Annotated in this window: 25 protein-coding genes; 13 read left to right on the plus strand and 12 right to left on the minus strand. The window is 73.2% G+C overall.

Features of this window, described 5'->3' with window-relative positions; all coding sequences use genetic code 11:
* Positions 1-58: 58 nt before the first annotated feature.
* Genes STRCI_RS21380 through STRCI_RS21390 form a run of 3 tightly spaced genes read right to left on the minus strand, consistent with a single transcriptional unit; the run spans position 59 to position 3,883 of the window.
* Positions 59-1,999 carry an FUSC family protein gene (locus tag STRCI_RS21380; RefSeq protein ID WP_269660560.1) on the minus strand — a complete coding sequence of 647 codons (1,941 nt, stop codon included), beginning with the start codon at positions 1,997-1,999 and terminating at the stop codon, positions 59-61.
* A 22-nt stretch (positions 2,000-2,021) separates the two neighbouring features.
* Complete coding sequence (locus STRCI_RS21385) at positions 2,022-3,005, minus strand: endonuclease/exonuclease/phosphatase family protein (protein ID WP_269664607.1); 984 nt, start codon at positions 3,003-3,005, stop codon at positions 2,022-2,024.
* Between the two features lie 29 nt (positions 3,006-3,034).
* Positions 3,035-3,883 carry a hypothetical protein gene (locus STRCI_RS21390; protein ID WP_269660561.1) on the minus strand — a complete coding sequence of 283 codons (849 nt, stop codon included), beginning with the start codon at positions 3,881-3,883 and terminating at the stop codon, positions 3,035-3,037.
* 154 nt (positions 3,884-4,037) lie between these two features.
* Here STRCI_RS21390 and STRCI_RS21395 point away from each other — a divergent pair, with 154 nt between their 5' ends.
* A complete protein-coding gene (locus STRCI_RS21395; RefSeq protein ID WP_269660562.1) occupies positions 4,038-4,610 on the plus strand; it encodes an SH3 domain-containing protein in 573 nt (190 codons plus the stop codon).
* 67 nt (positions 4,611-4,677) lie between these two features.
* Here STRCI_RS21395 and STRCI_RS21400 read toward each other — a convergent pair whose 3' ends face one another.
* A complete protein-coding gene (locus STRCI_RS21400; RefSeq protein WP_269660563.1) occupies positions 4,678-5,121 on the minus strand; it encodes a hypothetical protein in 444 nt (147 codons plus the stop codon).
* Between the two features lie 105 nt (positions 5,122-5,226).
* On the opposite strand from STRCI_RS21400, the gene STRCI_RS21405 reads away from it, so the two are divergent.
* Entirely contained in the window at positions 5,227-6,402 is a 1,176-nt protein-coding gene (locus STRCI_RS21405; protein WP_269660564.1) for a PP2C family protein-serine/threonine phosphatase, read from the plus strand.
* A 90-nt stretch (positions 6,403-6,492) separates the two neighbouring features.
* On the plus strand, positions 6,493-7,545 hold the full coding sequence (locus tag STRCI_RS21410; RefSeq protein WP_269660565.1) for a hypothetical protein: 1,053 nt from the start codon (positions 6,493-6,495) through the stop codon (positions 7,543-7,545).
* On the opposite strand, the gene STRCI_RS21415 is transcribed toward STRCI_RS21410, so the two are convergent.
* Positions 7,535-9,496 carry an NHL repeat-containing protein gene (locus STRCI_RS21415; protein ID WP_269660566.1) on the minus strand — a complete coding sequence of 654 codons (1,962 nt, stop codon included), beginning with the start codon at positions 9,494-9,496 and terminating at the stop codon, positions 7,535-7,537. The two genes, STRCI_RS21410 and STRCI_RS21415, sit on opposite strands and share 11 nt — an antisense overlap.
* A 47-nt stretch (positions 9,497-9,543) precedes the next feature.
* Positions 9,544-10,737, minus strand: a complete 1,194-nt coding sequence (locus STRCI_RS21420) for an amidohydrolase (RefSeq protein WP_269660567.1) — start codon at positions 10,735-10,737, stop codon at positions 9,544-9,546.
* Positions 10,738-10,899: 162 nt separating this feature from the next.
* Between STRCI_RS21420 and STRCI_RS21425 the strand changes: the two genes are divergently transcribed.
* From STRCI_RS21425 to STRCI_RS21440, 4 genes are all read left to right on the plus strand, one after another.
* Positions 10,900-11,556, plus strand: coding sequence for a Uma2 family endonuclease (locus tag STRCI_RS21425; RefSeq protein ID WP_269660568.1), 657 nt, complete (start codon positions 10,900-10,902; stop codon positions 11,554-11,556).
* Between the two features lie 244 nt (positions 11,557-11,800).
* Positions 11,801-13,144: a helix-turn-helix domain-containing protein gene (locus STRCI_RS21430; protein WP_269660569.1), complete on the plus strand. Its 1,344-nt coding sequence runs from the start codon at positions 11,801-11,803 to the stop codon at positions 13,142-13,144.
* Between the two features lie 72 nt (positions 13,145-13,216).
* Positions 13,217-13,912 (plus strand): GAF domain-containing protein, encoded by a 696-nt coding sequence (locus tag STRCI_RS21435; RefSeq protein ID WP_336298815.1) that lies wholly within the window; start codon positions 13,217-13,219, stop codon positions 13,910-13,912.
* Positions 13,913-14,151: 239 nt separating this feature from the next.
* Entirely contained in the window at positions 14,152-15,075 is a 924-nt protein-coding gene (locus STRCI_RS21440; protein ID WP_269660570.1) for an LAETG motif-containing sortase-dependent surface protein, read from the plus strand.
* Between the two features lie 22 nt (positions 15,076-15,097).
* Here the strand turns inward: STRCI_RS21440 and STRCI_RS21445 are convergent, their stop codons facing one another.
* The gene (locus STRCI_RS21445) at positions 15,098-16,063 is read right to left on the minus strand and encodes a nucleoside hydrolase (protein ID WP_269660571.1); all 966 of its coding nucleotides are present in this window, start codon (positions 16,061-16,063) and stop codon (positions 15,098-15,100) included.
* A 37-nt stretch (positions 16,064-16,100) separates the two neighbouring features.
* Positions 16,101-17,345: a threonine--tRNA ligase gene (gene thrS / locus STRCI_RS21450; RefSeq protein WP_269664609.1), complete on the minus strand. Its 1,245-nt coding sequence runs from the start codon at positions 17,343-17,345 to the stop codon at positions 16,101-16,103.
* Between the two features lie 260 nt (positions 17,346-17,605).
* Between thrS and STRCI_RS21455 the strand changes: the two genes are divergently transcribed.
* From STRCI_RS21455 to STRCI_RS21465, 3 genes are all read left to right on the plus strand, one after another.
* Complete coding sequence (locus tag STRCI_RS21455) at positions 17,606-18,391, plus strand: hypothetical protein (protein WP_269660572.1); 786 nt, start codon at positions 17,606-17,608, stop codon at positions 18,389-18,391.
* Positions 18,392-18,460: 69 nt separating this feature from the next.
* Positions 18,461-20,125 carry a glycoside hydrolase family 13 protein gene (locus STRCI_RS21460; protein WP_269660573.1) on the plus strand — a complete coding sequence of 555 codons (1,665 nt, stop codon included), beginning with the start codon at positions 18,461-18,463 and terminating at the stop codon, positions 20,123-20,125.
* 101 nt (positions 20,126-20,226) lie between these two features.
* Entirely contained in the window at positions 20,227-20,946 is a 720-nt protein-coding gene (locus tag STRCI_RS21465; RefSeq protein ID WP_269660574.1) for an Ig-like domain-containing protein, read from the plus strand.
* A gap of 12 nt (positions 20,947-20,958) precedes the next feature.
* Here the strand turns inward: STRCI_RS21465 and STRCI_RS21470 are convergent, their stop codons facing one another.
* Positions 20,959-22,083 (minus strand): aminopeptidase P family protein, encoded by a 1,125-nt coding sequence (locus tag STRCI_RS21470; RefSeq protein ID WP_269660575.1) that lies wholly within the window; start codon positions 22,081-22,083, stop codon positions 20,959-20,961.
* A 120-nt stretch (positions 22,084-22,203) separates the two neighbouring features.
* Here STRCI_RS21470 and STRCI_RS21475 point away from each other — a divergent pair, with 120 nt between their 5' ends.
* On the plus strand, positions 22,204-22,572 hold the full coding sequence (locus tag STRCI_RS21475) for a DUF6479 family protein (protein ID WP_269660576.1): 369 nt from the start codon (positions 22,204-22,206) through the stop codon (positions 22,570-22,572).
* Between the two features lie 55 nt (positions 22,573-22,627).
* On the opposite strand, the gene STRCI_RS21480 is transcribed toward STRCI_RS21475, so the two are convergent.
* Positions 22,628-23,155 (minus strand): DUF7144 family membrane protein, encoded by a 528-nt coding sequence (locus tag STRCI_RS21480; protein WP_269660577.1) that lies wholly within the window; start codon positions 23,153-23,155, stop codon positions 22,628-22,630.
* A 186-nt stretch (positions 23,156-23,341) separates the two neighbouring features.
* Here STRCI_RS21480 and STRCI_RS21485 point away from each other — a divergent pair, with 186 nt between their 5' ends.
* Positions 23,342-23,800 (plus strand): FxLYD domain-containing protein, encoded by a 459-nt coding sequence (locus STRCI_RS21485; protein ID WP_269660578.1) that lies wholly within the window; start codon positions 23,342-23,344, stop codon positions 23,798-23,800.
* Here the strand turns inward: STRCI_RS21485 and STRCI_RS21490 are convergent.
* Positions 23,794-24,396 carry a CGNR zinc finger domain-containing protein gene (locus tag STRCI_RS21490; RefSeq protein WP_269660579.1) on the minus strand — a complete coding sequence of 201 codons (603 nt, stop codon included), beginning with the start codon at positions 24,394-24,396 and terminating at the stop codon, positions 23,794-23,796. The genes STRCI_RS21485 and STRCI_RS21490 overlap by 7 nt on opposite strands.
* An 81-nt stretch (positions 24,397-24,477) precedes the next feature.
* Between STRCI_RS21490 and STRCI_RS21495 the strand changes: the two genes are divergently transcribed.
* A complete protein-coding gene (locus STRCI_RS21495; protein ID WP_269660580.1) occupies positions 24,478-25,236 on the plus strand; it encodes an MBL fold metallo-hydrolase in 759 nt (252 codons plus the stop codon).
* A 15-nt stretch (positions 25,237-25,251) separates the two neighbouring features.
* On the opposite strand, the gene STRCI_RS21500 is transcribed toward STRCI_RS21495, so the two are convergent.
* Positions 25,252-26,577, minus strand: coding sequence for a lipase family protein (locus STRCI_RS21500; RefSeq protein WP_269660581.1), 1,326 nt, complete (start codon positions 26,575-26,577; stop codon positions 25,252-25,254).
* Between the last annotated feature and the right edge of the window lie 46 nt (positions 26,578-26,623).

Genomic DNA, 26,623 nt, shown 5'->3' on the forward strand with positions numbered 1-26,623 from the left:
CCCCCCACCGGTGCGGCCGCCCTCCTGCACAGGGCGGCCGCACCTGTGTGCCGGGCGTTCAGCGGGGGGACGCGATGGCTCTTGCCGCCGCCACCTCCTGGCGCAAGGGCTCCAGGACGCTGCCGGACGGGCCCGTGAGGTCGGTGCGGACCTCGTACAGGACGTCCGCCTCGCGCAGTCCCTCCGACAGCTCGCGCAGTTGCCGGGCGACCTGGACGGTCTCCGCCTGGGACGGGGGCGGGGCGCCGTGCTTGACGCGGACCCGGGCGGCCGTGGTCGCGTCGACGATGCGTTCCACCGCGACGACCAGCGGCCACCAGGCGGCGGCCCGGCGGCCGGTGGGCGGTGGTTCGGTCAGGGCGCGCTGGAACTCGGTGCGGATGACGGAGAGGTCGCGGTACAGGCGGCGGCGCATCCGGGCGCGGGCCGGCGGGTCCACCGCCTCCGCGCCGAACGCGCCCTCCACATAGCGCGCGGTGTCGGCGACCGCGTCCGCGAGCCGGTCGCCGACCCGGGTGCGCCAGCTCTCCGGCCACAGCAGATACCCGGCGACCAGGGCGATCCCGCAGCCCATCAGGGAGTCCAGCAGGCGGGGCAGGAGGAGGTCGGTGCCCTCGTGGTTCAGCACGTCGGACAGGAGCAGGATCACCGGGGTGATGGCGGCGGTCTGGTAGCCGTATCCGCGCGGGGTCAACGCCGGGATGAGCGGGGCCAGCAGCAGCATCACCGGTACGTCCCACCAGCCCCGCGGCACCTGTGAGAGCACTGCGGCCGCGACGACCAGACCGGCGACCGTGCCGAGGGCGCGCAGCAGGGCGCGGGAGAAGACCGAGCCGAAGTCGGGCTTCATGACGAAAGTGATGGTCAGGGCGACCCAGTAGGAGCGGGGCACCGCGACGATCGACACCAGGACCTGGGCCACGCCGATGCACAGGGCCAGGCGCAGTCCGTAGCGCCAGGAGGCGGCGGACAGGGCGACGTTTCGGGCGGCGCGGGCGGCCCGGATGCCGAGCGCGGCGGGGCGGCCGAGGCGGTCGTCGATGCCGCGCGGGTCCACGTCGGGGGCGGCGACCACATCGGCGGCGTGGCGCAGGGCGTGGTCGACGGCGCGGGTGGTCTCGGTGGTCGGCGTCGGCAGCTTCAGCCCGGTCGGGCCGGTGTACCCGGTCTCCACGGCCTGCGCGAGATGCCGGACGCCCTCGGGGATCTCGGGCGGCAGCGGCCGGCCGCTCAGGTGGACGGCGGGGGCGGCCTCCACAACCGGGATGACCGCGTTCAACTGGGCGAGCAGCCGCGTCAGTTCGGGGCTGCGGCCGTGGTGGCGGGTGCGCCGGGCGAGGATGAGGTCGTACGACTGGTTCAGGGACTGGGTGACGGTGTGCCGGGCCTCGTCGTACGCCTCGGGGCGGTCGGTGACGGCGAGGAGGTCGGCGACCGTGCGGTAGGTGTCGGCGACCGCGGCCCGCTCCGGGACCCCGCCCCGCAGCGGCCAGGCGAGCAGCGCGAGGAGCAGGACGAGGAGCCCGCCGCCGGACACCAGCAGGGGCGCCAGCCACCACTCGCCGGGCATCGGCAGGCCCGCGCCCACGACGGCGTTCAGCAGCAACAGCAGGCCCGACACGGAGGCCACCGCCCCGATCGTCGAGATCATCCCGGAGACCAGGGCGACCGCGGTCAGCACGGCGACCGCGACCCAGCCGTGCCCGAACACCAGCGAGCCGACGGCGATCCCGACGGCACCGAAGAGCTGCGGGACCGCGATGTTGAGGATCCGCATCCGGTACGCGTCCGCGGTGTCCCCGATGACCCCCGACAGCGCCCCCATCGACGCGAGCGCCCCGTACTCCGGCTCCCCGACCGCCAGCCCCACCGCCAACGGCAACGCCATGCCCACCGCCGCCCGCCCCACGGCCGCCCGGTTCACCGGCGCCACCTGCGGCTGAAGGTTCCGGACCAGCCAGTCGGGAGGCGTGAGACCTACGGGGAACTCGCGGGGCATGCGCTCATTATGAGCAGGCGGGTCACCCCGGTTCATGGAGGGTGATGTCCGCCAGGACCGCTCGGTGGTCCGTGTCGGGCAGGTCCAGGAAGCGGACCCCGCGGGCGGAGAAGTCCCGCGACAGCAGTACGTGGTCGATCTGGACGCCCAGGGTCGGGGAGGTGCGGGACGGCCAGGTCGGGGTGCGGGAGGCGTCCGTGAGGCGGGCCGCGTCGCGCAGGCCCGTGTCCAGGATGCCGCGGAAGGCCGCGTGGTCCTGGGAGGCGTTGAAGTCACCGGCCAGGATCGTGGGCGTCGAGTCGTCCTCGGCGGCGAAGTCCCGCAGGCCGCCCAGTTCGCGGCGCCAGACGTCGACCTGGCCGGGCAGCGGCGGCATGGCGTGCGCGAGTTGGAGGCGTACGGCGTGTCCGCGGACGTCGGCGATCGCGCCGGGCATGCGCATCGTGCCGGGGACGCCGTCGGTGCCGCGCAGGGGGAACCGGCTGAGGATCAGCGAGCCGTCGGAGCCCGCCGCCGCCTCGCCCTCCCGGTGCGGATAGTCCGCGCCGAGGTTCTCCTTCAGCCGGGCGTCGCAGGTCTGTTCGCACTCCGCGACGAAGACCACGTCCGGCCGCTCCCGGCGGACGGCGGCGATCAGCGCGTCCGTGGCCTGTCCGAACTCCACGTTCGAGACCAGCACCCTCAGGGAGGCGACGGGCGGACCCTCGGGGCCGCCGGTCCGGCCGTACGGCTCGATGAACCAGGCCAGCAGCCCGAGCGCGACCACGCCCCACACCAGCCCGGTCCACCAGCGGGCGAGCAGCGCGCAGGCCAGGGCGAGTCCGGTGGGCGCGAGCAGCCACGGCAGGAAGGCGAGCAACTGCGGTACGGGGGTGATCCCGTCGGTGTCCGCGGCCCGGCAGCCCAGTACGACGCTCACCCCGGCCAGCAGCAGCCCCGCGCACCACGCCAGGAACCGTCGCCCGTCCGCCCGGGCCTCCGCCCGTTCCTCGACCGCAGTGCCCAACACCCAGCCCCTCGTTCAAGACCCTTCCCTCAAGGACGAGTCCCCGCCGCCGAAGGTTGCCGTCGGCGCGTCAGCAGCCAGGTGCCCAGGGCCACCGCGAGGCCCACCGCCACCAGCAGCCAGGACACCGTGCGCAGCGTCTGGGTCAGGGCGTCGTACACCGCTCCCGCGGCCGGGCGGTGGACGTCGTCGGGGAGGTCGGCGAGGGTGAGCCGGCGGCCGAGGGCGACGGCGAGGGCCAGGAAGGCGCCGCCCAGCGCGGTACCGAGCGCGATCGCGGTCACCGCCCGACGGCGGCACGCCGCCACCGCGATCCCGCCGACCGCCAGCACCGCGGCCGACACGGGCAGCCAGAACCCGGCGACCTCCAGCGCGCGGAACCCCCTGCGCAGCCGCTCCAGTTCGGCGGCGGGCAGCACCGCCACCTCGGTGTGCTCGACCGGGATCCGGCTCGCGAACGGCACGTTGTCCGCGGCGAGCCGCTCCTTCACCTCCGCGGCCACCGGCGCCAGATCGACCGTGACCTCGCCCCCGCCGCCGTCCCGCACGGCCCGCAGCACCGCGTCGTGGACGGCCCGGTTGCCGCTGTCCCAGGCGGTGCGGAAGGCGTCGGTGCCGGTGAAGGAGCGCACCGCGTCCCGCACGAAGGGCCGCAGCGGCGGTTCGGCGTCCGTCTCGGCGACGATCCCGTCCCCGACCGTCTCCACCACCACCTCCCGCACGGCCGGATCGGTGGCCAGCGGCGCCATCGCGGTGACGTACCGGCCGGTGTCGGCGAGCCCGTACGACGCCCAGGCCGCCAGCGCGCCGAACGGCACCAGCAGACAGGCCAGCGCGATCAGCGCGGCCGAGACGGCGTTCCGCAGACGGGAGGACACGGCTCCAGCGAAAGCGGCCGCGACCGGCCCCGCCAGCGCTGCGCGGCCGGATGGCCGAGGGGCCGCACCCCTTGGGGGAACCGGGCTCCCGGCTCTCCGGTGGAGGGTTCACCCGAACGGGTGTTTCCTGGGTTTGGGGAGAAGGAGGCCGATCATGCGCACCACTCCGGCCCTGCGGACCCTGGCCGTGGCCCTGCTCACCGGCGGCTCCCTGGTCGCCGCGACGGCAGGCGCGACGGCGGCAGCGCCGGCCCCGCCGACATTCGCCGACGGTAGCGGTGGAGGCGGCGGCGGTCATCACGGTCCGATCTGGGGCACCGTCATTTCCCACACGAAGCTCAACGTCCGGCAGGCGCCGACCACCCACTCGCCCGCCGTCACCTGGCTCGCCCCGGGCAGCCAGGACCGCGTGGACTGCAAGGTCCGCGGCCAGAGCGTCAACGGAAACCCGCACTGGTACTGGCTCGTGGGCGCCCAGGGCTGGGCCAGCGCCGCCTTCGTCGACACCGGCGGCGCACGGGTGCCGACCTGCTCGGACCCGTGTCCGGAGTGGAAGGACGGCTCCTGGCACAACTGGGACCAGCCGTTCACCAGCGGCTCGGCCACCCATGACACGTCCACGAGCGACTCCTGGAGCGCGTCCGGCTCGTGGAGCGCGTCCGGCTCGTGGAGCTGGAGCGCCTCCGGATCGTCGTCCAGCGGCTGGAGCCTGCTGGGCGGCTGGTGAGGGAAAGGTGAGGGAGCGCGTGGGCCCCGGCCGCTGCAGCCGGGGCCCACGCGTGGTCCATGACCGGTCAGCGGGGCAGCCGGTTCCCCTCGGCGTCCTCATTGGTGTAGTAGCGGTAGAAGAACACCGCGAAGATGGCCGCCGTGATCACCAGGCTCATCACCACGGACCGCAGGACGCTCGCGCCGGTCTGGCTGTAGAGGAAACCGAAGGCGGCGCCGGCGAAGGCCGACTTCGTCAGCGAGTGCAGTTCCCGCTTCATCATGGGCGCCAGCGTGGCCACCGCGATGCACAGCACCATGAAGGCGATCGCGGTGACGAACCCGAACAGGATGTTCCAGCCGGTGATCTCGCCGCCGCCGCGCCGGTTGGCCGCAGCCCAGTAGCCGTAGACGAGCCCGAGGACGACCGGGATCCCGAACCGCGCCATGGTGTGCGTGCGCTCGCTGAAGATGTCCGACGGGGCGGACGCCCTGGCCATCCGGCCGGGTGTGGGTGCCGCGTGAGCCATGAGAGGACTCCTTCCTCCTCGCCCCCGAACTCCAGAGCACACCCGGGGCGGGGGCCCTGGCAAGTCGAAGATGCGGGCCGTGCACCCCCGTGTTTCGCTGGCGGCATGAGCGGGCGCGGACTGAGACCGGCGAGCGGTCGTCCGGCCCGCCGTCTGCTGCCCGGGGACCCGGTCCGGCGTCACCAGATGCTGCGGGTGGGCGGCCGGAGCGTGGCCTGGATGCCGCCGCTGGTGCTGCTCATCGCCATCGTGGTGATCGACTACCACACGGCGCGGGACTTCCGGATCATCTCCTGGCTGGTCCTCGTTCCCGGTATCGCCGCCGCGATCTGCGGGGTGTGGGGGACGGCCGCGTTCGCCCTGCTCTCGACGTTCACCTATCTGGTCGCGGACAGCATCCTGCCCAACGAGTACCAGGCCGGGCCCGCCGACTTCGCGCTCTCCGCGATCGGCGGTGTCCTGGCCACGCTGGCCTGCGCGGTCCGGGTCCGCGGCGAGGCCCGCATGCTGCACATGCGGGACGTCGCCGAGACCATCCGCCGCACCGTGCTGCGCCCGCTGCCGTCCCCCTGGGGCGGCCTGGACCATGCCGCGGTGTATCTCACCGCCGACGTCGAGGCGGCGGTCGGCGGCGACTTCTACGACGTCCAGCCGGGCCCGCAGGGCACCCGGGTCCTCATCGGTGACGTCCAGGGCAAGGGGCTCGGCGCGGTGGAGGCGGCCGCCGCGCTGCTCGGCACCTTCCGGGAGGCCGCCTTCCACGAGTCGGACCTCGCGGTCGTCGCGGAGCGGCTGGAGACCCGGATGGTCCGGCACACCCGGCACCTGGCCGCCCTCGGCCGGGACGACGGCGACCGCTTCGCCACCGCGGTCCTGCTGAACTTCCCGGCGAACGACCCCACCGCCCTGGAATCGGTCGTGTTCGGCCATGAGCCGCCCCTGCTGGTGGGTCCCTCGGGGATACGGCAGCTGCCGCCGGGCGGCGCGCTCCCGCTCGGCCTCGGCGAGCTCACCGCCGGCTCGGGACCGCCCGTGGTCCTCCGCTCCCGCCTCGGTCCGGACGAGACGGTGCTGCTGACCACCGACGGTGTCACCGAGGCCAGGGACGGCATCGGCGCCTTCTACCCCCTCGCCGACGAGGTCGCCCGGGGCGTGGCCGCCGACCCCCGGCTCACCGACCCGCAACGCCTGGTCGCCTACGTCCGCGACGGCACCCTGCGCCACAGCGGCGGGCGGCTGGCCGACGACACCACGGTGTTCGCGGTACGGCGGGCCGGGTGAAGGGGACGTTTGCACTGCGGAGGCCCCCCTTTGCAGCCGCAGCGGTTACGGTGCTGACGTACGTGATCGACGGGGGATGGGGAGGGACCGATGCCCGGAACCGTGCTGCTGCTCGCCGTCTCACCGGCGGGCAAGGGATGTCTGGTGGACGCGGCGTCCGTGCTCCCCGTCCTGGCGGCGGTGCCGCCCGCGGTGCTCGCCGGTACGGAGACGGCGAACGTCGTCGAACTCGCCGACCCCCTCGAACCGCAGGCCGTCCTGACCCGGCTGCGCGCCGCCGCGGCGGCCCCGGGACCGCTCACCGTGTTCATCACCGGCCAGCTCCAACTCGACCGCAGGCAAAGGCTGGTGCACCTGGCGCTGGCCCGCACCACGCCCTCGACGGTGCGCTACACGGCCCTGCCCTGGCACTGGGTCCGGGAGGAGCTGCGGCTGCGCCCGCCGGGCACGACGAGCCTGGTCCTCGATCTGCACGCGGACCCGGAGACCTGGGAGCACCTGCGCACCCGACCGCTGGACTCGGGCCGCGACAGCGCCGTCTACGGCCGTATCGCGCCGCCGCCGGGCAGACGGGTGGTGGCGGTGCCGTCGTACATGAAGGCGGTGGCGACGATCCTGCGCAGCGGACGGCGGCCCGAGCTCGCGGAGTTGCATCAGCAGGCGTTGGCGCGGCTCGGGGACGAGGAGCGCGCGGACCTGGTGCTGGGCGCGCCGGGGGTCGCGGTGGTGGATCCGCACTCCGCCATCACCGAGGCCGTGAACTCCGGTCGGCACGGCGACGCCGACGCGCTCGCCGCCCACCACGAGCGGATCGCCCTCCAGACGTACGGGCCGGGTTCGGCCGAGGCCCTGCACTGGGCCGAAGTACGGGCCGACCTGGGGATGTTCGCCGGGGACGCCGTGCGCAGCTGCCGGGCCTGGCTCGGGGTGGCGTCGGCCCGGCTGGCCGCCGGGCAGCCGCCCCAGGACCCGCATGTGGAGTCCGCCGTGGACCGGGCCCACCACCAGTGGGGCCGGATCGCCGACCCGGCGCGAGCCCAGGAACTCGGGCTCGCGCTGGCCGACTTGAGGACGCGGGTGCCGGGGCGGCGGCAGGGCGCGCTGGACCATGTCCAGCGGCAGCTCCAGCGCCTCAGCTCGTGAACGTGAAGTACTTCCAGGTGCCGTACGTCGTGGTGTTCACGCTGTCGCCCGAACCGCTGATGTAGGAGTTGCGCACCCGGAAGCGGTAGCCGGTGGGCGGGGTGCCGGTGAGCTGGACGGCGGACCGGCCGGCGGAGTCGAGCTTGAAGTACTCGGCGTACGTGGTCTGCCAGACGCCCCCGGAGTACACCTGGATCTGGAGCTTCTGCTTGCGGCCCCCGTACGGCGGCAGGGTCGCGGTGACGACCGGGTCCTTGGACACCTTGAACCAGTGGTAGGTGTGGTTCCAGGCGTACTTCGTCTTGTAGTGGCCGCTGAGCACCGTCGAGATCGACACCTTGGCGCCGACCGTGCTGGTCACCGACCGGGGCTGGTAGCGGGCGTCCCCCGCGAACTTCGCGGTGAGCGTGGTCTTGCGCTTGAGGTCGACGACCACCGACAGGTTGCCGGAGGAGTCGACCGTGCCGGACTTCACCAGCTTGTTGGGCTTGTCCGAGCCGAAGGGGTTGGCCCAGATCTCGACCTTGCGGTTCTTGTAGGTCGTGCCCAGGTGGGCCGTGAACTTCACGTCGGCGCCGTAGTTGTACACCTTGCCGTTGTTGTTCAGCGTCAGCGTCGGCTTGGCGCGGGAGACCTCGACGGTGTCGGAGGCGGTCGCCGAGGTGTGGGCGGCGTCTCCCTGGTAGGTCACCGTGTACGTCACCTTGCCGCCGGCCGGCGGGGTGTCGGTGAAGCTGAACTTGCCGCCGGTGCCGAGGGACTTGGTGCCGAGCGACTTGCCGTCCGGTGACTCCATGTCGGTGCGGGTGACCTTGACCGGGGTGCCGGAGGGCAGGGCCAGACCGGTGGTGAGGGTGCCGCTCACGGTGAGGGACTTGGCCCGCGGGGCGGTGGCCGGCGCGGTCACCTTCAGCGTCGCGGCGTACTTGCGGGGCTCGTCGACGACGCGGAACTGGGGCGTGTAGTAGGTGTCCGTGATGACGAACAGCTCGCTGCCGTCGGCCGACCAGTTCGTGGTGTGGCCGCCCCACGGCATCCAGTCGCGGGACAGGTTGCGCACGTTGACGGGCAGGGCCGGGTCGGTGGGGAAGACATAGGTGTCGCCCACGTCGTCGGTGTCGAGGACGGTGGCCGCGACCGTGCCGTCCGGGGCGACGGCTACCGTCTCCGGCTCGGAGGGCACCGGGTAGGTGCGCACCTGCGCCAGGTCGGAGAGGCGGTACTCGGTGAGCGCGCGGTTGCCGGGCCCGGCCACGACGACGTTCTGTCCGTCGGGGGTGAGTGCGGCGTCGTTGTAGAAGCCGCCCTTCTCGGCGGAGGCGCTGATCACCGGGGTGCCGGAGGAGGTGTCGTAGACGACCATCGGGCCGGAGCTGATGTGCGCGTCCAGGGCGAGCAGCGTGCCGGGGTTGTCGGGGTCGGCGTACAGCTGCGGCGGGCTGGAGAAGTTGTGGCCCGCCAGGTCGAGCGTGACCGTCGGGGTCTCGGCGGTCAGGTCGACCATGCCGAGCTCGGAGTCCCACTGGTCGCCGTAGCCGAACCACAGCCGGCCGTCGGCGTAGGCCACCCGGGAGGGGATGGTCTGGGCACCGGTCGGGTACTCGGCGGTCCGGGTGAGCGTCGCCGTGTCGAACGCGACGATCTTGTCGGCCCCTCGCACCGCGACGTACAGCGTGCCGCTGTCCGGGCTGAGTTCGAGGTCCCCCACCTGGGGCAGCCCGGTGAGGGTGCCGAGAGGGGCGCCCTTGGAGTCGGTGACGGCTATCCGGTCGCCGTACCGGTCGGCGATGAACACCCGCTGGTGGGCGCCGTCCACGACCATGTCCGTCGCGTCCTCCAGGGCCTCGACGGGCCGGACGGAGTCGGCGGCGGCCGGTACGGCGGCGAGGGCCGCCGAGCTGATGAGGACCGCCAGTGCGGTGGCGGCCGTCGTGAGAGTGCGTCTGCGCACGCTGTTTCGAACCCCCCGGAACGAATGGAATGTGCGCAGAGATTAAGTCATGTCTTCAACAAACAAGTCAGCGCCCCCGACACCAGGGTCCGCACCCCCGTCGGCACGACGGCGAGGTCGGGCGCGAAGTGCGGGCTGTGGTTGCTCGGCACCGACTCCGACCGGCGCACCGGATCGTCCCCCGGCACCGCGTCCCAGGTCGCGGGCGGGGTGCTCGTCACGAACCAGTAGGAGTACGGCAGCTTGCCGTCCGCGAGGTGCGAGAAGTCCTCGCTGCCCATCGCCGGACCCGGGTCGAAGACGGCCTCGGCGCCGAACTCCGCGCGGTGCGCGGCGGCGACCCGGCGGTCGGTGTCGGCGTCGTTGACGGTCACGGGGAAGGAGCTCCCCAGCGTCACCTCGGGCTCCCGCGGACACCCGGCCGCCAGGCACTCGCCCTGCGCCATCCGCCGGATCGCGTCGACCATCCGGTCCCGGACACCCTCCGACTGCGTACGGAGGTTGAGGGAGATCCGGGCGGTGGAGGGGATGACATTGGCCGCCGTCCCCGCCTCGATCCGCCCCACGGTCAGCACGGCCTGCTCCCGCGCGGCCAGTTCCCGGCTGACGATCGTCTGGAGCCGCGTGACGAGGAAGGCGGCGGTGACGACGGGATCGACGGTGGTCTCGGGCCGCGAGCCGTGCCCGCCCCGCCCGTGCACGACGATGTCGACGTCGGTCGTGGCCGCCATGATGAGCCCCGGCACATGCGCGATCCCGCCGACCGGTCCCGGCGCGACATGCTGCCCGAGCAGGACGTCGGGGCGCGGGAACCGCTCGTACAGCCCGTCCGCGACCATGGCCGCCGCCCCGCCGCCGACCTCCTCCGCGGGCTGCCCCACCACCAGCAGCGTGCCGGACCAGGAGTCCCGCCGCGCCGCCAACTCCTCGGCGGCGCCCACGAGCCACGTGACATGCATGTCGTGCCCGCACGCGTGCATCACGCCGGGCACGGTGGAGGTGTACGCCAGCCCGGTCTCCTCCGGTACGGGCAGCGCGTCCATGTCGGCCCGCAGCAGTACGGTCGGCCCGTCGCCGTTGCGGAGCATCCCGACGACTCCGGTACGGCCGACGCCTTCCGCGGTCTCGAACCCCGCCGCGTTGAGCTTCGCCGCGAGCAGGGACGCCGTGCGGTGTTCCTGGAAGGAGAGTTCGGGGTGCCGGTGGAGGTCCCTGTAGAAGTCCTCAAGGTCGGAGGTCATGGGGGCAGGTTATTTGCTGATTTCCGGTACGAGGGTGTAATGGCGTGGTTACTCTCAGCGCGGAAACGTAGCGGCACGCTCGTTCGAGTGAACGGCTCCAGGTTCCGGATCTGCGGTGCCGGTCTACTCTGGGACCGTCGCGCTGAGCGAAGGAGGTCTGTCATGGCGACGGCGGAGCCGATCATCATGCCGGGGTACCAGGGCGAGGCCATTCAGGGGCCGTATGACGACCCTGACGGCGACAGCGACGCGGACAGTGGCGTGCCCGACCACACGGGCGCGAGCGTGGAGCAGGTCTTCGAGCTCTTCAGTGCGGCGGCCCCGAAGGGCTGGCGCGTGGAGCTGATCGAGGGAGAGATCTGCGTGACGCCACCGGCCAATGGGGAGCACGAGGAGATCGTGTCGAAGGTCAACCGCCAGATCATCCGCAAAGACCCCGACGACTTCCTGTTCACCTACACCGGCATCGGCCTCAAGGTTCCCGGTGCGTCCCAGACCGGCAACGTCGTCCCCGACCTCGTCGTCGCTCCCGAAGGGAGCTTCGACGACGAGAAGCAGTGGCACGAAACCCTGTCCGTCCTGCTGGTCGCCGAAGTGACCTCCCCCGGTACGGCCGACCGTGATCGCGAAAAGAAGATCCGCGGTTACGCCCGCGCCGGTGTCCCGGTCTACCTGCTGATCGACCGCGAAGAAGCGGAAGTCGTCGTCTACTCCGACCCCTCCGGCGACGAGTACGGCAAGAGCCACAAGTTCAAGGTCGGTCTGCCGGTCCCGCTCCCCGCTCCCTTCGGGTTCGAGCTGGACACCTCGGCGTTCTGAAGAACCGGATCCGCCGCCCGCGCCGGGCCCGCGTTGGCCGCCAGAACCAGCGTGGCCACGGCCACGATCGCGGCGGCGATACCGCGGGCATAGCGCACGCTTGTGCTGGTTCGTTCGAGCACGGCGACCTCGCAACGGTGTATTGACGCGATGTATTAAGCGGGCTCGGTAATCAGGCTTAATTCCCGGTTTAACCTAGGGGCTGTCGGAGTCGAACGGCAAGAGGCACTTGGGGAGTTGGGCCATGTCGGAGCGCGACGATCCGTTGACCATCGGTCGCCGGGTGCAACAGTGGCGGGCCGAGCGCGGGCTCACGCAGAAACAGCTGGCCGAGCCCGCGTACACGCCCGCCTACATCTCCACCCTGGAGGCGGGCCGGGCGCGGGCCTCCGACGAGGCGCTGAAGCACATCGCCGAACGGCTCGGCGTGGCGTTCGACGAGCTGATCACGGGGCGGTCGGCACGGCTCGCCACCGAGCTGCGGCTGCAACTCACCGGCGCGCAGCGCACTTTGGCCACCGGTGCCACCGAGGCCGCCGCCGAGTCGTTCGCGGCGATCCTCGCGGAGGCGCAGCCGCAGGGGCTCGTCGAGGAGCGGGTGGCGGCGCTGCTCGGGCTCGGGGAGTGCGGGCTCGACACCGGGGATCTGGACACCGCTCGGCAGCGGTTCGAGCAGGCCGAGGAGGCGCTGGCCGGGGCTCCCCTGACCGCCCGGGTCCCGGCCCTGCGCGGACGTGCCACCGCGCACTACCTCGCCGGTGAACTCCGGTACGCCGTCTACCTGCTGGAGTCCACCCTCGACGAGCTGAACCGGGGCGGACTGCACGACCCGGACGCACTGCTCCTGCTGTACGCCAGTGTCATCGGCCCGTACATGGACATGGGCGCCCACGCCCGCGCCGCGCAGGCCGCCGAACTGGCCCTCGCCCTCGCGCCGCAGGCCGGGGACCCGGCGCTGGTCGCCCGGATGCACCGGTCCGTCGCGCGGACGCTGCTGGCGGAGGGGCGGATCGCGGAGGCGGACGCCTCGCTGGCGAAGGCGGCGGAGCTGTACCGGGGCCTGCAGATCCGTACCGAACTGGCCCACTGCCACTGGATGCGCGGGTACGTCTGCGCGCAGAACGGCGAGCTGGACCGCGCCGAGGGGGAGTTGCGGGAGGCGCGGGCCATGCTGTCGGCCAAGCGGGCCGCCCTCTACACCAGCCAGGTCGCGGTGGAGCTGGCCGACGTACTGCACCGGCGCGGCAAGTCCGAGGAGGCCGCCGCGCTCCTCCAGGAGGTGCTGACCGACCTCAGTTCCGAACGCGGCGCCCTGCACTCCGCCGCCGCCCACCGGCTGCTCGGCATCATCGCCGAGGACACCCGCGACACCGAGGCCGCCGAGGAGCACTACGTCCGTGCGCTGAGCCTGCTGGAGCGGGCCGGGGCGGCCGGTGACCTGGCCGATCTGTGCCGGCTGCTGGGCGATCTGCTGCGGCGTACCGGCCGGGTGGAGGCGGCCCTGGACGCGTACCGGACGGGGCTCGGCCACCGTACGGCCCCCGGCACCACCACGCTCGGCCCCGCACCCGCGCAGCCCCCTCTGTGACCTCCGGCTTCCGGGGTTTCGGCACCGCGCCGCCGGGTAGTCGGGTGCCGCGCCCTCAGGTGCGAGGAGGCGGTGACTGTGCGGCCCTCGGACGGTGGGCCCGGTGAGATCCCACGGCGGCTGTGCGCGGTGGCGCTCGAGGTGCTGCCCGTGACCGGCGCCAGTGTCTCCCTGCACGACCACGACATGCCGGTGCGGCTGTGCGCGAGCGGCGCGCAGGCCGCGTATGTGACGGACATCCAGGCCACCCTGGGCGACGGGCCCTGCCAGAGCGCGGTGCGCAGCGGGCGGCCCGTGCTCGCCTGCGATCTGACGGCCGGGCGGGACGCGGAGCGCTGGCCGGTCTTCGCGGAGGAGGCCACGGGGGCGGGGGTGCGGGCGGCGTACTCGCTGCCGCTGGGGGATGAGACGGTGTGCGTGGGCACGTTCGACCTTTACCGCGACCGCCCCGGCGCGCTCACCGCCGGGCAGCTGCGCACCGCGCGGTCGCTGGCCGCGGCGGTGACGATGGCGCTGATGGCGATGGCGCGGGACGCGGTGGACCGGGCCTCGGAGGGGGAGCTGGACCGTACCGACTGGCTGGACGGGCTGATCGACGGCCATGACGGCGTCTACCAGGCCATCGGCATGGTCATGGCGCAGCGGGGCGTCGGCGCGGCGGAGGCGCTGGCACTGCTGCGCGCCCGTGCCTTCGCCGACAGCCGCACGGTGACGGAGATGGCGCGGGCGGTGGTGGAGCACCGGCTGCGCTTCCCGCGGGACTACTGAGGCGGAGCAGATCATTCCCTGTGTGGCGAAATAGTGATGGAGGCGTGAACTCCGTATCTGTTCCCGCAGGTTGACAGGGGATCAAGGGCCACACCACCATGGGCCTCGCGCTGTGGCACATGTGACCAATGAGCCCAGTGCTTCTTCGACCACCACCCCGGTACGGCACGGCCCGCCGTCGCTGCGCGCTGCCCGCCTGCCGTCACCCGGGTTCTGCTCACGTCAAGATGGGGAACCGCATGTCCATAGCGAGACGTGTCATCGCGCGACGCCTCCTGGGGACGGGCGCCGCGTCGCTCGCCCTGTGCGCCGCCACTGTCGCCGCCGCGTCCGGCGCCCACGCCACCGGGACTCCGGGCGGCGACGGCTGGAAGTCGGGCGGCACGTACCAGCCGGGTACCGGCGCGGGTACCGAGACCGCCACCGACCGGTGCCAGTTCTCGCTGAACGGCACGGACTTCTACGACTCCGTCAAAGTCGACGACCAGAGCCTGAAGCCGACCGGCGACGGCAAGGTGCACATCCAGGTCCGCGCCGCGGGCGACGCCACCACCTGCACCGCCTCCCTCGCCTCCTACCTGGCCCACGGCTCGACCTTCGCCACCTCCGGCGAGCAGGTCTTCGTCGACTTCGACACGGTCACCGTGAAGCCGGGCGCCGCCGACTCCCTCGACATCGCGGTGCCGGACGCGGGCTGCTTCGCGCAGGTCGACCTCTACCGCGGTGCCGTGAAGTTCGACGGCAAGCTCGACGCGAACGACGGCTTCGTCCACGGCGACGTGCCCAAGGGCCCGGACCGTCCGGTCATCAAGGACAAGCTGATCGCGGCCTGGAACGGCGGCACCAAGGACTGCACGTCCGTCCCCGAGACGACGCCCCCGGCCACACCGACCGAGCCGGCGCCCTCGGAGCCCGAGGAGTCCACCCCGGCGTCCGAGCCTCCGGCGTCCGAGCCCCCGGCCTCGGAGACCCCGTCGGAGCCGACCCCGGCCGACTCCACCACCGCCCCGGCCCCCACCCCGAACGGCGGCGGCGGCGACCTCGCCGAGACCGGCGCCGACAGCAGCACCCTGCCGATCACCATCGGCGCGGCCGTGCTCCTGGCGGGCGGCGCGGGCATCGTGGTCGCGACGCGCAAGCGCCGCGCGTCGTCGCGGGCGTAGCGGTCCAGAGGGCGCCTAGGGCCTAGGCGCCCTCAACCACCGACAGCCACAGCTTCACGTACCGGTCCACATCCACGTCCAACGCCACGTCCACCAACTGGAGTTCGCGCTCCCCGTGATGGATCTCCGCCTCGCCGGGGCGTGCGCGGCGGTCGACGATGGTCTGGCCGCGGGTGGGGCCGGGGGCGAGGGAGACCTCGACCGGGAGCAGGCCGGTGGTGATGCCGCCGGGGTCGACGACCGCGCACACCGCGCCCGCGTCGCCGAGCCCGCCGGCCGGGTCGTCGCCGTCGGGGTCGGGCGCCGAGGGCCGGTGGGCGAGGAGTTCACCGGCCAGCCGCAGCCGCGGTTCGGAACTCGCCCGCAGCCGCCGCACATCCGCGGCCGGGACCAGCACCCGCTGGAAGACGTCCAGGCCGTACATCGTGATCGGCACCCCGGCGGTGAGCAGGACCGCCGCGGCCTCCGGGTCGTGCCAGACGTTGAACTCCGCGACCGGCGTGGCGTTCCCGACCTCCACCGCCCCGCCCATGAACACGATCCGCTCGATGTTCCGGACCACCTCGGGGTGCGTGCGCAGCAGCAGGGCGATGTTCGTCAGCGGCGCGGTCGGGATGAGTGTGACCGGCCTGGGCGAGGCCAGGATCTCGCGGCGCAGCAGCGTCACCGCGTCCACGTCCACCGGGCGCCGGGCCGGCGCGGGCAGCCCCAGGTCGCCCATCCCGTCGGCGCCGTGGACATGGCTCGCGGTGCGCACCGGCTCGATCAGCGGCCGCTCGGCGCCCCGCGCGACCGGGATGTCCTTGGCCCCGGCCTGCTCCAGCACGGTGAGCGTGTTGCGGACGACGCCCTCGACATCGGTGTTCCCGGCCACGCAGGTCACCGCCCGCACATCGAGACCGGGATGCCGTACGGCGAACAGCAGGGCCAGGGCGTCGTCGACGCCGGTGTCGCAGTCGATGATCACCGGGATGGGCTGACCGTTCACGGGGGCTCCCTCGTCGACGAGCGTCTTCCCACCGACCTTACGCAGCCGCCCACAGTTCGGCCCCGCGAGCCCGCACCCGCTCGCCGATCCGGTGCAGCAACTCGTCCACGGGCAGCGCCCCCGGCCGCCGCCCGTCCCTCAGCCGCAGGGCCGCCAGGTCGCCGTCCGCCTCCCGCTCCCCGATCACCGCCTGGTACGGCACCAGCCGCGCCGCCCGGATCCGGGCACCCAGGGAGCCGTCGGCCGGAGCGGCCAGTTCGGCCCGGAGCCCGAGCGCGCAGGCCCGCCGTACGACCTCCGCGGCCTGTTCCACCTGGTCGTCGGCGACCGGCAGGACCATCAGCTGCACCGGGGCCAGCCAGGCCGGGAAGGCGCCGCCGTGGGTCTCGATGAGGTGGGCGACGGCCCGTTCCACACTGCCGATGACACTGCGGTGCACCATGACCGGCCGGTGTTTCGCGCCGTCGGGGCCGATGTAGTGCAGATCGAAGCGTTCGGGCTGGTGGAAGTCGATCTGGACGGTGGACAGGGTGGACTCACGGCCCGCGGGATCGGTGATCTGTACGTCGATCTTGGGGCCGTAGAAGGCGGCCTCGCCCTCGACCGCCTCGTACTCGACGCCCTCCAGCGCCTCCCGCAGCAGCGCGGTCGCCCGGCGCCACAGCTCCGGGTCGGCGACGTACTTGCCGCCCTCGCCGGGGAGGGAAAGCCGGTACCGGGCCGCTCGGATGCCGAGGTCGGCGTAGGCCCGCCCGATCAGCTCCAGGGCGGCGCGGGCCTCCTGGGCCGCCTGCTCCAGGGTGCAGAAGATGTGCGCGTCGTTGAGGCGGATCGCGCGGACCCTGGTCAGCCCGCCGAGCGCGCCCCACAGCTCGGAGCGGTACATGTCGCCCAACTCGGCCATGCGCAGGGGTAGTTCGCGGTAGCTGTGGGAGCGGGAGCGGTAGATGAGCGCGTGGTGCGGGCAGAGGCTGGGGCGCAGCACGACCTCCTCCGCGCCCACTGGCATCGGCGGGAACATGTCGTCGCTGTAATGGGACCAGTGCCCGGAGGTCTCGTACAGCTTCCGCTTCCCGAGCACCGGCGAGTACACGTGCCGGTACCCGGCCGCCCGCTCCATCCCCCGGATGTACTCCTCCAGTTCGTGCCGGACGACGGCGCCGTCCGGCAGCCAGTACGGCAGCCCCGCGCCCATCAGCGGATCGGTGTCGAACAGGCCCAGTTCCCGGCCGAGCCGGCGGTGGTCGTGCATCTCGTACTCCCAAGTCTGGAGGGCGAGCACCCGGGCCGCGCGAAACGACGAAGCCCCGGGGCACTCGCCCCGGGGCTTCGTCACTGCTCAGGTGTCAGCGCGCCGGGACCGTGTCCGGCGTCGTCGTGCTCGACGGGAAGGCGCGCTTCATGGGGGGACCGTAGCGAGGGATCGCGTGCGGGGCCAAGGGGTTTTCCTCACCCGGACGGACCGGCGCACTGGTGGAGGGGCGTGCGGGGTGGTGCCTTGAAAGCACGCACGCCGATCTTGGAAGCCTCAGGAGGCCCCCGATGCCCCGACCCCCGGCCCGTGTTCTCGCCGTCCCGGTTCTCGCGCTGGGCGTGCTGCTGACGGCGACCGCCTGTGGTGGCGCCGAGGGGCCGGACGCCGCCGGGCCGACGGCGTCCGGCTCGCCGAGCCCGGCCCGGAGCAGCGCCGCCCCCTCCCCGGCGTCCGCTCCCGCGCTCACCGAGGCGCAGGCACAGGCGGCGCTGATCACCGAGGCCGACCTCGGGGAGCCCTGGTCGGCGACCCAGGGCGCGGCGACCTGGCGGGACGGCATGCTCAAGGCGAGCACCGAGCGGGCCGACTGCCGACGGCTGCTGGACACCCTGTACACCGAGGAGTTCTTCGGCCCGGACGCCCGCACGCGCGCGGTGACCGGCCTGGACGACGACTGGGACGGGGCGCAGATCCGCTACCAGGTCGTGGCGCATCCGCCGAAGGAGGCCGGCCGGACCCTGGACTGGCTGAGGTCGCTGCCGAAGAAGTGCGGCGAGTTCACGGCGGTCACCGCGACCGGCGCGCGGGAGTACGCCGAGGTCACCGAGACGGAGCTGCCGGAGAAGGCCGGGGACGCCCGCCAGGGCCTGCGCGTCACCCTCACCGCGCCGACCGACGACGGCGACGCGACCACCCTCACGCTGGACCTCGCCGCGGTCCGGGTGGGCGACGACGCCATCGTCCTCACCAACGGCGGCCTCGGCGACGTCCCCGCCGAAGCGACCTGGGCGGCCACCGAGATCGGCGCCCGGCGCCTGGCGGAGGTACGCAAGCAGGGGCGGGCCCAGGTCTGAGATTCCCGGGTTGAGGACGGGGCAGCGGTGGCAGGGATTGCTCCAGAACCCTCTCGCAGAGGAGACCGCGTGACCGCTCGCCCCACCGCGCCCGATCTCTCCCTCAAGGACCCGAACTGGTGGCGGCAGGCCGTCGTCTACCAGGTGTATCCGCGCAGCTTCGGCGACGCGGACGGCGACGGGCTCGGCGACATCCGGGGGATCACCGAACGGCTCACCCATCTCGCCGGGCTCGGCGTGGACGCCCTGTGGCTCAGCCCCTTCTACCCCTCCGAACTCGCCGATGGCGGATACGACGTCGCCGACCACCGCGACGTCGACCCGCGCCTGGGCACCCTCGACGACTTCGACGCCATGGTCGAGGAGGCCCATCGCCTCGGGCTGAAGATCATGGTCGACATCGTGCCCAACCACACCTCCCACCGGCACAGCTGGTTCCGGGAGGCGCTCGCGGCCGGTCCGGGCTCCGCCGCGCGGGAGCGGTACGTGTTCCGGGACGGACGCGGGGCGCACGGTGAACTCCCGCCCACCGACTGGCAGTCCGTCTTCGGCGGCAGCGCCTGGCGCCGGGTCCCGGACGGGCAGTGGTACCTGCATCTGTTCGCCCCCGAGCAGCCCGACCTGAACTGGTCCCACCCCGAGGTCCGCGCCGACTTCCGCACCACCCTGCGCTTCTGGGCCGACCGGGGCGTCGACGGCTTCCGGGTCGACGTCGCCCACGCCCTGGCCAAGGACCTCACCGAGCCGCTGCGCGACCTGGGCACCCCGGCGCTCAGCGGCGACGAGGCCCTCGCCGCCATACCCCCGGGCAGCCACCCCCTCTACGACCGCGACGAGGTCCACGAGATCTACCGCGACTGGCGCACGATCCTCGACGCCTACTCCCCGCCCCGCATGGCCGTCGCCGAAGCCTGGGTCCCGGGCTCCCGCCGGGTGCTGTACGCCCGCCCGGAGGAACTCGGCCAGGCCTTCAACTTCGAGTACCTGCAAACCTCCTGGAACGCCGGCCGGCTCCGGCGGATCATCGGCGACTCGCTCGCCGACGCCCATGCCGCCGGCGCCTCCGCCACCTGGGTGCTCTCCAACCACGACGTCGTCCGGCACGCCTCCCGGCTGACGCTGCCCCCGGGCACGGAGGAGAACGCCTGGCTGCTGTCCGGCGGCCGCGCCCCCGAGGTGGACCGGGCGGCCGGACTGCGCCGGGCCCGCGCCGCCACCCTGCTGATGCTGGCGCTGCCCGGCTCTTCCTACCTCTACCAGGGCGAGGAACTCGGCCTGCCCGAGGTCGCCGACCTGCCCGTGGAGGTGCTCCAGGACCCGATCTGGGAGCAGACCGGCCATGTCCGCAAGGGCCGCGACGGCTGCCGGGTGCCGCTGCCCTGGACGGTCGACGGACCCTCGCACGGCTTCGGCGCGGGCGGCGCCTGGCTGCCGCAGCCGGAGTGGTTCGGGGCGTACTCCGTCGAGGCGCAGGAGGGGGTTGAGGAGTCCACCCTGGAGCTGTACCGGCGCGCCCTGCGACTGCGGCGCAAGCTGCTGGCGGGGGAGACCCTCACCTGGGCCGAGGAGACCCCGGACGGTGTCCTCGGGTTCGCCCGGTCCGACGGATGGCGCTGCGTCGCCAACCTGTCCGGCGCGCCCGTACCGCTGCCGCCCGGCGAAGTCGTCGTCAGCAGCGCGCCGTTGGAGCCGGACGGACGGCTGGGCGCCGATACGACGGTGTGGCTGACGTAGGCCGTACGGCCGAACTCGGGGCGTCGCGGCCGGGACGGGCCGTGAGAATCGCCGTGGGGGGTGCGTGTTCCGGTCCCCGGCCCTGAGGAGCTCTGGCGGCGATGAACTGGTTCAGGAAGGCCGTCGTGGTGCTGGCGCTGGCCCCGGTGTGGGCCGCGCCGGGGCAGGCCGTCGCGGCCGACGGCGGTGACGGTGTGCTGTGGGGTGCCGTGACCATCGCGCCGGGGCGGGAAGGGGTCGTGGAGGTCGCCGGGTTCGGTGGGGAGGGGTCCGTGCTGACCCTGACGGCGCCCGGGGCGGTCCGGGTCACGGGGGTGCCGCTCGCGGACCGTGACTATCGCGGGGTCGTCGGCCCGGGCGGCCGCAGTGGGTCGTACACGTTCGTCGGGGGCCCGGCCAAGGAGCCCTGGGCGGGGCGCCGGTTCCCGTTCGTGCTGGCCGTGCCGGCCGGGGCGGTGCCCGGGACCCGGATCGCCGGGTGCGCGATGGTGCTCGCGGACGAGAACGGGGCGCCCAAGGCCCGCGGCGCCTGTGCGGTGACCGTCGGACTGCCCGCGCCGACGCTGCTGCGGCCCCAGTCGGGCGTACCGCTCGGCGCGCGTCCGCAGACCTCCGGGACCGCCCATCCCGGCGCGCAGATCACCGTGCGGGACGGCCTGGAGAACGAGGTCTGCGCCACCACCACCGCGGGCGACGGCACCTGGTCCTGCGTCCCGGACCTGCCGCTCGCCCCGGGTGCGGGTCTGCTCCAGGCGACGGCCACCCTGAACGGCGTCACCGCGCTGAGCGACCAGATCGCCGTGACGGTCGACGGTCCCTGAGCGCCCGGACCCTCATTCCACGAACGCCATCTCCCGGGCCGTGTTGTTCAGCCGGCGGCCGCCGTCCTCCGTGCAGGTCACGATGTCCTCGATCCGCACGCCGAAGCGGCCCGGCAGATAGATGCCCGGCTCGATCGAGAAGCACATGCCCGGCACCAGCGGCAGTTCCTCCCCCGCGACCAGGTACGGCGGCTCGTGGGTCGTGACGCCGATGCCGTGCCCGGTGCGGTGGATGAAGTACTCGCCGTACCCGGCGTCCTCGATGACCGAGCGGGCCATGTGGTCGATCTCCTGGCAGGCCACCCCGGGGCGCACCGCCTCGAAGGCCGCCTGCTGGGCCGTGCGCACGATCTCGTGCACCCGCAGCTCCTCCTCGGTGGGCTCGCCGACGTGGACCGTGCGGGTGGTGTCGGAGCCGTAGCCGTCCTTGAGGCCGCCGAAGTCCAGGACCACCATGTCGCCGCGCAGGATGAGCCGGCCGCCCGCCTCGTGGTGCGGGTCGGCGCCGTTCGGCCCGGAGCCGACGACCGTGAAGTCGACCTGCGAGTGGCCGTGCTCCTTCAGCAGCCGCGCCAGGTCCCCGGCCACGTCCCGCTCCCGGCGCCCGGCGAAGCGGACCGAGAGGATCTCCTCGTAGGTGGCATCGGCCGCCGCGCCCGCCGCCGCCAGCCGGGCCACCTCGTGCGCGTCCTTCACCGCGCGCAGCATCGGCAGCACGGTCGTCAGCGCGCGGTACGCGGTCAGCGGGAGGGCTTCCTGGAGGCCCAGCAGATGCAGGGCCCAGGTGGAGTCGGAGACGCCGTAGCGGCTCTGCGGGCGCAGCAGTCCGGCCGCCGCCGCGTAGGGGTCCTGGCCGTCGCGCCACTCGGAGATCCGTACCGCGCCCGCGCCGGGCGCCGCCTCCGCGTCCGGGCGCTCCAGCGCGGGGACCAGCAGCCGGGGCTCGGACCCGGGGGTGAGGACGAGCAGGGTCAGCCGCTCGGTGATCGCGGTCGGGCGGTAGCCGCACAGCCAGGTCAGATCGGGTCCCGGGGTGATCAGCAGCCCCGCGAGTCCGGCGGCGACGGCGTCCCGGGTGGCCCGGTCCATCCGGTCCGCGTGGTCCTGCTCGGTGAAGCCCGCGGGTACCTCGGTCATGTCGAACCCCGTCGCCGTCGCCTGCGCTGACCTGCCCTGACCTGTCCATTGGAGGGGCGGGCGGCGGGCGGCGGCACGCACAGGAGGAGCCTAATCGTCCGATTGGGTGATAATTGGAGCATGAGTACGACGACGGTTGTTCTTGCGGCCACGTCGAGTGAAGTACTCAACGTGATCGCCGCGTTTGTCGGCGGCCTGGTCATTGCCGGCGCACTGGTGTGGGCCGTGCAGTTCGGCATGCGGGTCATGGATCGTGAGCTGCCGCATCCCAGTCCCGAGGACCATCCCAAGATGCCCGAGGGCGGGCCGGTCCACGAGATGCGGGAGATGCGGGAGCCCGACGAGGTGCCGCAGACGGAGGGGGGCGAACGGCTCATGCCGTACGAGCTCCGCCATGCGGGAAGCCGGAGAGGAGAGGACCAGAAGCGCAAGCGCTGGCTGCCGGGGTCCAGTGGGTCCTTCGGCAGTGGTGGTCTCGGACATACCTGAGTGACCGGAGGGCCGCCCCGCCGACCAGGGGCGGCCCCCGCTCCGGGGTACCTGCCTACGAGGCCGCCTTCTCCTTGTCCGGCGCCGTGGCCAGGGCCCAGATCACGAAGAAGTCCAGCGCGACCATGAGGACCGACCAGACCGGCTGGTACGGCAGGAACAGGAAGTTCGCGATCAGGCTCAGCGAGGCCAGGAAGATACCGGTGATCCGGGCCCACCAGGCTCCCTGGAGGACGCCCCAGCCGACCACCAGGGCCACGGCTCCGAGGCAGAGCAGGATGACGCCCCAGCCGGTGAGGCTGATCTTGTACACGTAATCGCCGATGCGGTCGTACACGTCGTCCGCGGCGATGGCGGAGATGCCCTGGAGGATCGCGACCACGCCGTTGACCATGAGCAGGACACCGGCGAAGACAAGGCCGCCGGTCTGCCAGGGGGTGGCGCCGGGGACGGGTCCGGCGTAGCCGCTGGTCCCGGTCGACGGTCCGGCGGGCCGGTTGGTCTCGCCCCAGACGGGGGGCTGCTGGCCTTGTTGCCCTTGCTGCCCCTCGGCGGTCGGTTGCTGATGCGGCTGCTGGGTCATGGGGCGTCCCGTTCTTCCGGGGCGGCCGGCGCGTGAGCACGGGCCGCCGGTCGATCGTCGCGTCCACCCTCCGCCGCGGGGCGGGTGGCCACCACGGGGGTGGGCCGTCCGGGTGAAGCGGGCGCCGAGGTGCGGGCGCGGGTCGGCGGGCCTTCAATGAAGGGAACCGCCGTACTGGGAGGCGTCATGCCCGGCCACCGCATCCGCTCTCTGACCCTGCTGTCGGCCGTCGCGTTCGCGGCGTCGGTCGCCCTGACGGGGTGCTCCGACGACGACACCCCGTCGAGCGTGGCGTCGAGCGTGGCGAGCAGAGTCTCGGAGGCGGCCGAGTCGCTCGCGACCGAGGCGCAGAACAGGATCGACGACATCAAGAACGGCGTCGACGCCAAGGACGCGGTGACCCTGGGCGACCCCGTCACCGACGGCCGCGCCACGGTCCCCGTCACCGTGGAGAACACCGCCGACTCGGCCAAGTCCTTCGCCGTGCAGGTCGACTTCACCGACAGCGGCGGCAACCGCCTCGACGTGGTCGTCGTGACGATCTCCGACGTCCAGCCGGGCGAGTCCAAGGAGGCGACGGCCCGCAGCAACCGTGATCTCACCGGTGAGGTGAAGGCGGAGGTCGCGCGGGCGGTGCGCTACTGAGCGGTCTTCCTCGCGTACGCGCGGGCCGCTCTGGCCCGGTCGCCGCAGCGGGTGGAGCACCAGTGGCGGCGGCCGTGGCGCAGCAGGTAGCGGTTGCAGGGGGGCGAGCCGCAGGCCGTGAGGCGGTCTGCGTCGGGGCCGGTCAGCAGGTCGGCGGCATCGGCGGCGAGGGCGGCCAGGGCGTGGTCGAGGATCTGGTCGGTGGGGTGGGCGGCGGCCCGGAAGAGGCCCCGGTCGGCGTTCCAGTGCAGGAGTGAGGCGGCCGGTGCCCGGGTGAGCGCGTCGTTCACCGCGGCCAGCGCTCCCTTGGGCGCGGGGGCGCCGTCGAGCCGGGTGGCGAGCAGCGCCCGGATCTGTTCGCGCAACGACCGCAGCTGGGCCGCGCACATCTCCCGGATGCCCGCGTCGACGGGCGCGAGCCCATGGTCCGCGAGCCACTGCCCGGCCCCCTCGGCCGTACCGAGGAAGTCCAGGTAGTGCCCGCCGGGCAGGGCGACGGTGCTGTTGGCGAAGTCCAGTGCCGGGTACTGCTCCGCGCCGGGTGCGGGCGGCGGCGCGCTGCCGTCGGCGGCCACGGTCTCTCTCATGACTCTCATGGTACGTGTTGCGCCCATCCGTGAGAAGCGACTACCTTCTCTCACGGATAGCCAATCTCTCATCCGTGAGGAGCCTGATCCATGCCCAGCAACCTGCCCATTCGCGTCCTCGGCGGCCCCACCGCCCTCTTCGAGTACGGCGGCCTGAACTTCCTCACCGACCCGACCTTCGACGCCCCCGGCGAGTACGCGAACCCGGGCCGCCCGACGCTGCGCAAGCTGGCCCCGACCGCTGCCGCTCCCGCGGAACTGGGCCGGATAGACGTGGTGCTGCTCTCCCACGACGAGCACGCGGACAACCTCGACCACGCGGGCCGCGCCCTGCTCGCCGAGGTCCCGCTCACCCTGACCACCCCCGGCGGGGGCGCCCGGCTCGGCGGCAACGCCAAGGGAATGGCGGACTGGGAGACGCTGGATCTCGACCGGCCCGGCGGCGGCACGGTGACGGTCACGGCGGTACCCGCCATCCACGGCCCCGGCCCGCGCGAGACCGTCGAGCCCGTCACGGGCCAGGTGGTCGGCTTCGTGCTCACCGGCGAGGGGCTGCCTTCGGTCTACGTCAGCGGCGACAACGCCTCGCTGGACGTGGTGAAGGAGATCGCGGACCGGCTGGGCCCGGTCGACACCGCCGTCCTCTTCGCGGGCGCTCCCCGTTTCCCGGTCCTCTTCGACAACGCGCCCCTCGTCCTGGACAGCGCCCAGGCCGCCGAGGCGGCGCGGATCCTCGGCGCCCGCCGGGTCGTGCCGGTCCACTGCGACAGCTGGGCCCACTTCACGGAAGGGCGCGAGGACGTGGTGACCGCGTTCCAGGCGGCCGGTCTCGCCGACCGCCTGGACTGAGCCCGCTCGGGGCCGTCACGGCTGGAGCGGCATGCTCCAGCAGTTGGAGTGCGCGGACCTGCCGTTCAGCCGGTCCGTGATCCAGTCCACCGCGTCGCCCTGGTCGGTGAGCAGGGGGGTGAGGTGGTTGAGGAGCGAGCTGCCCAGCGGCGGGATCAGCTCCGCCTCGTAGGTCACGTTCGCGCCCTTGGCGCACCAGTCGGTCGCCAGCCGCCGGGCCTGGCCGTGGGGGACCAGGTCGTCGCTGATGCCGGTGACCACGCGGACCGGCGCGGCCGGCTTCATGGTGCCGATGCGGTGGGTGTTCAGGTAGTCCTTCAGCTCCGGGGTGGCGGCGATGATGTCGCTGACCGAGCGGCCGTCGTTGGTCCAGTCCGTGCTGTCGGCGTTGCCGTACTTGAACAGAGCGTCGCCCACGCACATCGTCGACAGGTCGGCCAGCGCCGCCTTGCCGGCCGCGTTCAGATGGGCGTCCGCGATCGGCTTCAGCGCAGGTTCGGACTGGACGAAGCCGTTCAGGGACCAGCCCAGCGCACCGGCGAGTTCGCTGCCGTCGATGGCCCGGGTGACCTCGGTCAGGTCGGCGGGCGGAGCCCCGGAGTAGGCGCCGACGAGGTTGACGTCGGGCGCGTAGGAGGGCTGGAGTTCGGCGGCGGAGGCGCTGGCCCCGCCGCCCTGGCTGTAGCCGAACACGCCCACCCGGGACTCGGCGGTGACCGAGGCCCCGGCGACCTTGCGGGCGGCACGGGCGGCGTCGAGGAGGGCGTGCCCCTCGTCGACCCGGTTGACGTAGGTGTGCAGGCGGTCGGTGGCGCCGAGGCCCGCGTAGTCGGTGACGACGACGGCCGCGCCCTTGGAGAGGAGGCGGTAGATCGCCAGGTCCTCGTAGCCGACGGAGACGGTCTCGCCGTTGAACCGGATCGGGTGCTCAAGACCCATGGAGGCGGAGCACTGGTCGCCCTGGCCCATGGTGCCGGGGGCGAGCGCGACCAGCGGTCGGGGGCCCTCGCCCTTCCAGGCGGCCGAGGGTTCGATGTAGGCGCCGGTGACGGCGACGGGCTTGCCGCCGGCGTCGGTGGACTTGTACATCAGCCGGGTCGCCTTGCCCGGCAGCGGGCCGTTCAGGCTCGGCAGGCTCAGGGCCAGCTTGAGCGGCTCGGTGCGGACGAGGGCGCCGTCCGCGGCGGGCAGGGTGGTGGGCGGGTTGTAGAACGCCGGGATGGTGACGCCCCGGGACACGACCTCGTCCGCGGCCGTGGCGGTGGTCCCGGAGAGGGCCTGGGCGCCGAGACTTGCGGCGGCGATGACGCTTGCGGCCAGGAGCCGTCTGCGTACGGGCATGGCGAACCTCCTGTTGAAGCGGCTGGCAGGAGAGTGCGGGTTGGTT

Origin of the sequence: Streptomyces cinnabarinus, from assembly GCF_027270315.1 — a bacterium.
GTDB classification, from domain to species: domain Bacteria; phylum Actinomycetota; class Actinomycetes; order Streptomycetales; family Streptomycetaceae; genus Streptomyces; species Streptomyces cinnabarinus.

Bases quoted from the DNA above. Each gene is read 5' to 3' on its own strand.
- STRCI_RS21380 (WP_269660560.1), bottom strand. From the start codon at position 1,999: ATGCCCCGCGAGTTCCCCGTAGGTCTCACGCCTCCCGACTGGCTGGTC.
- STRCI_RS21395 (WP_269660562.1), top strand. From the start codon at position 4,038: ATGCGCACCACTCCGGCCCTGCGGACCCTGGCCGTGGCCCTGCTCACC.
- STRCI_RS21400 (WP_269660563.1), bottom strand. From the start codon at position 5,121: ATGGCTCACGCGGCACCCACACCCGGCCGGATGGCCAGGGCGTCCGCC.
- STRCI_RS21405 (WP_269660564.1), top strand. From the start codon at position 5,227: ATGAGCGGGCGCGGACTGAGACCGGCGAGCGGTCGTCCGGCCCGCCGT.
- STRCI_RS21410 (WP_269660565.1), top strand. From the start codon at position 6,493: ATGCCCGGAACCGTGCTGCTGCTCGCCGTCTCACCGGCGGGCAAGGGA.
- STRCI_RS21420 (WP_269660567.1), bottom strand. From the start codon at position 10,737: ATGACCTCCGACCTTGAGGACTTCTACAGGGACCTCCACCGGCACCCC.
- STRCI_RS21425 (WP_269660568.1), top strand. From the start codon at position 10,900: ATGGCGACGGCGGAGCCGATCATCATGCCGGGGTACCAGGGCGAGGCC.
- STRCI_RS21430 (WP_269660569.1), top strand. From the start codon at position 11,801: ATGTCGGAGCGCGACGATCCGTTGACCATCGGTCGCCGGGTGCAACAG.
- STRCI_RS21440 (WP_269660570.1), top strand. From the start codon at position 14,152: ATGTCCATAGCGAGACGTGTCATCGCGCGACGCCTCCTGGGGACGGGC.
- STRCI_RS21455 (WP_269660572.1), top strand. From the start codon at position 17,606: ATGCCCCGACCCCCGGCCCGTGTTCTCGCCGTCCCGGTTCTCGCGCTG.
- STRCI_RS21465 (WP_269660574.1), top strand. From the start codon at position 20,227: ATGAACTGGTTCAGGAAGGCCGTCGTGGTGCTGGCGCTGGCCCCGGTG.
- STRCI_RS21470 (WP_269660575.1), bottom strand. From the start codon at position 22,083: ATGACCGAGGTACCCGCGGGCTTCACCGAGCAGGACCACGCGGACCGG.
- STRCI_RS21475 (WP_269660576.1), top strand. From the start codon at position 22,204: ATGAGTACGACGACGGTTGTTCTTGCGGCCACGTCGAGTGAAGTACTC.
- STRCI_RS21480 (WP_269660577.1), bottom strand. From the start codon at position 23,155: ATGACCCAGCAGCCGCATCAGCAACCGACCGCCGAGGGGCAGCAAGGG.
- STRCI_RS21485 (WP_269660578.1), top strand. From the start codon at position 23,342: ATGCCCGGCCACCGCATCCGCTCTCTGACCCTGCTGTCGGCCGTCGCG.
- STRCI_RS21490 (WP_269660579.1), bottom strand. From the start codon at position 24,396: ATGAGAGTCATGAGAGAGACCGTGGCCGCCGACGGCAGCGCGCCGCCG.
- STRCI_RS21495 (WP_269660580.1), top strand. From the start codon at position 24,478: ATGCCCAGCAACCTGCCCATTCGCGTCCTCGGCGGCCCCACCGCCCTC.
- STRCI_RS21500 (WP_269660581.1), bottom strand. From the start codon at position 26,577: ATGCCCGTACGCAGACGGCTCCTGGCCGCAAGCGTCATCGCCGCCGCA.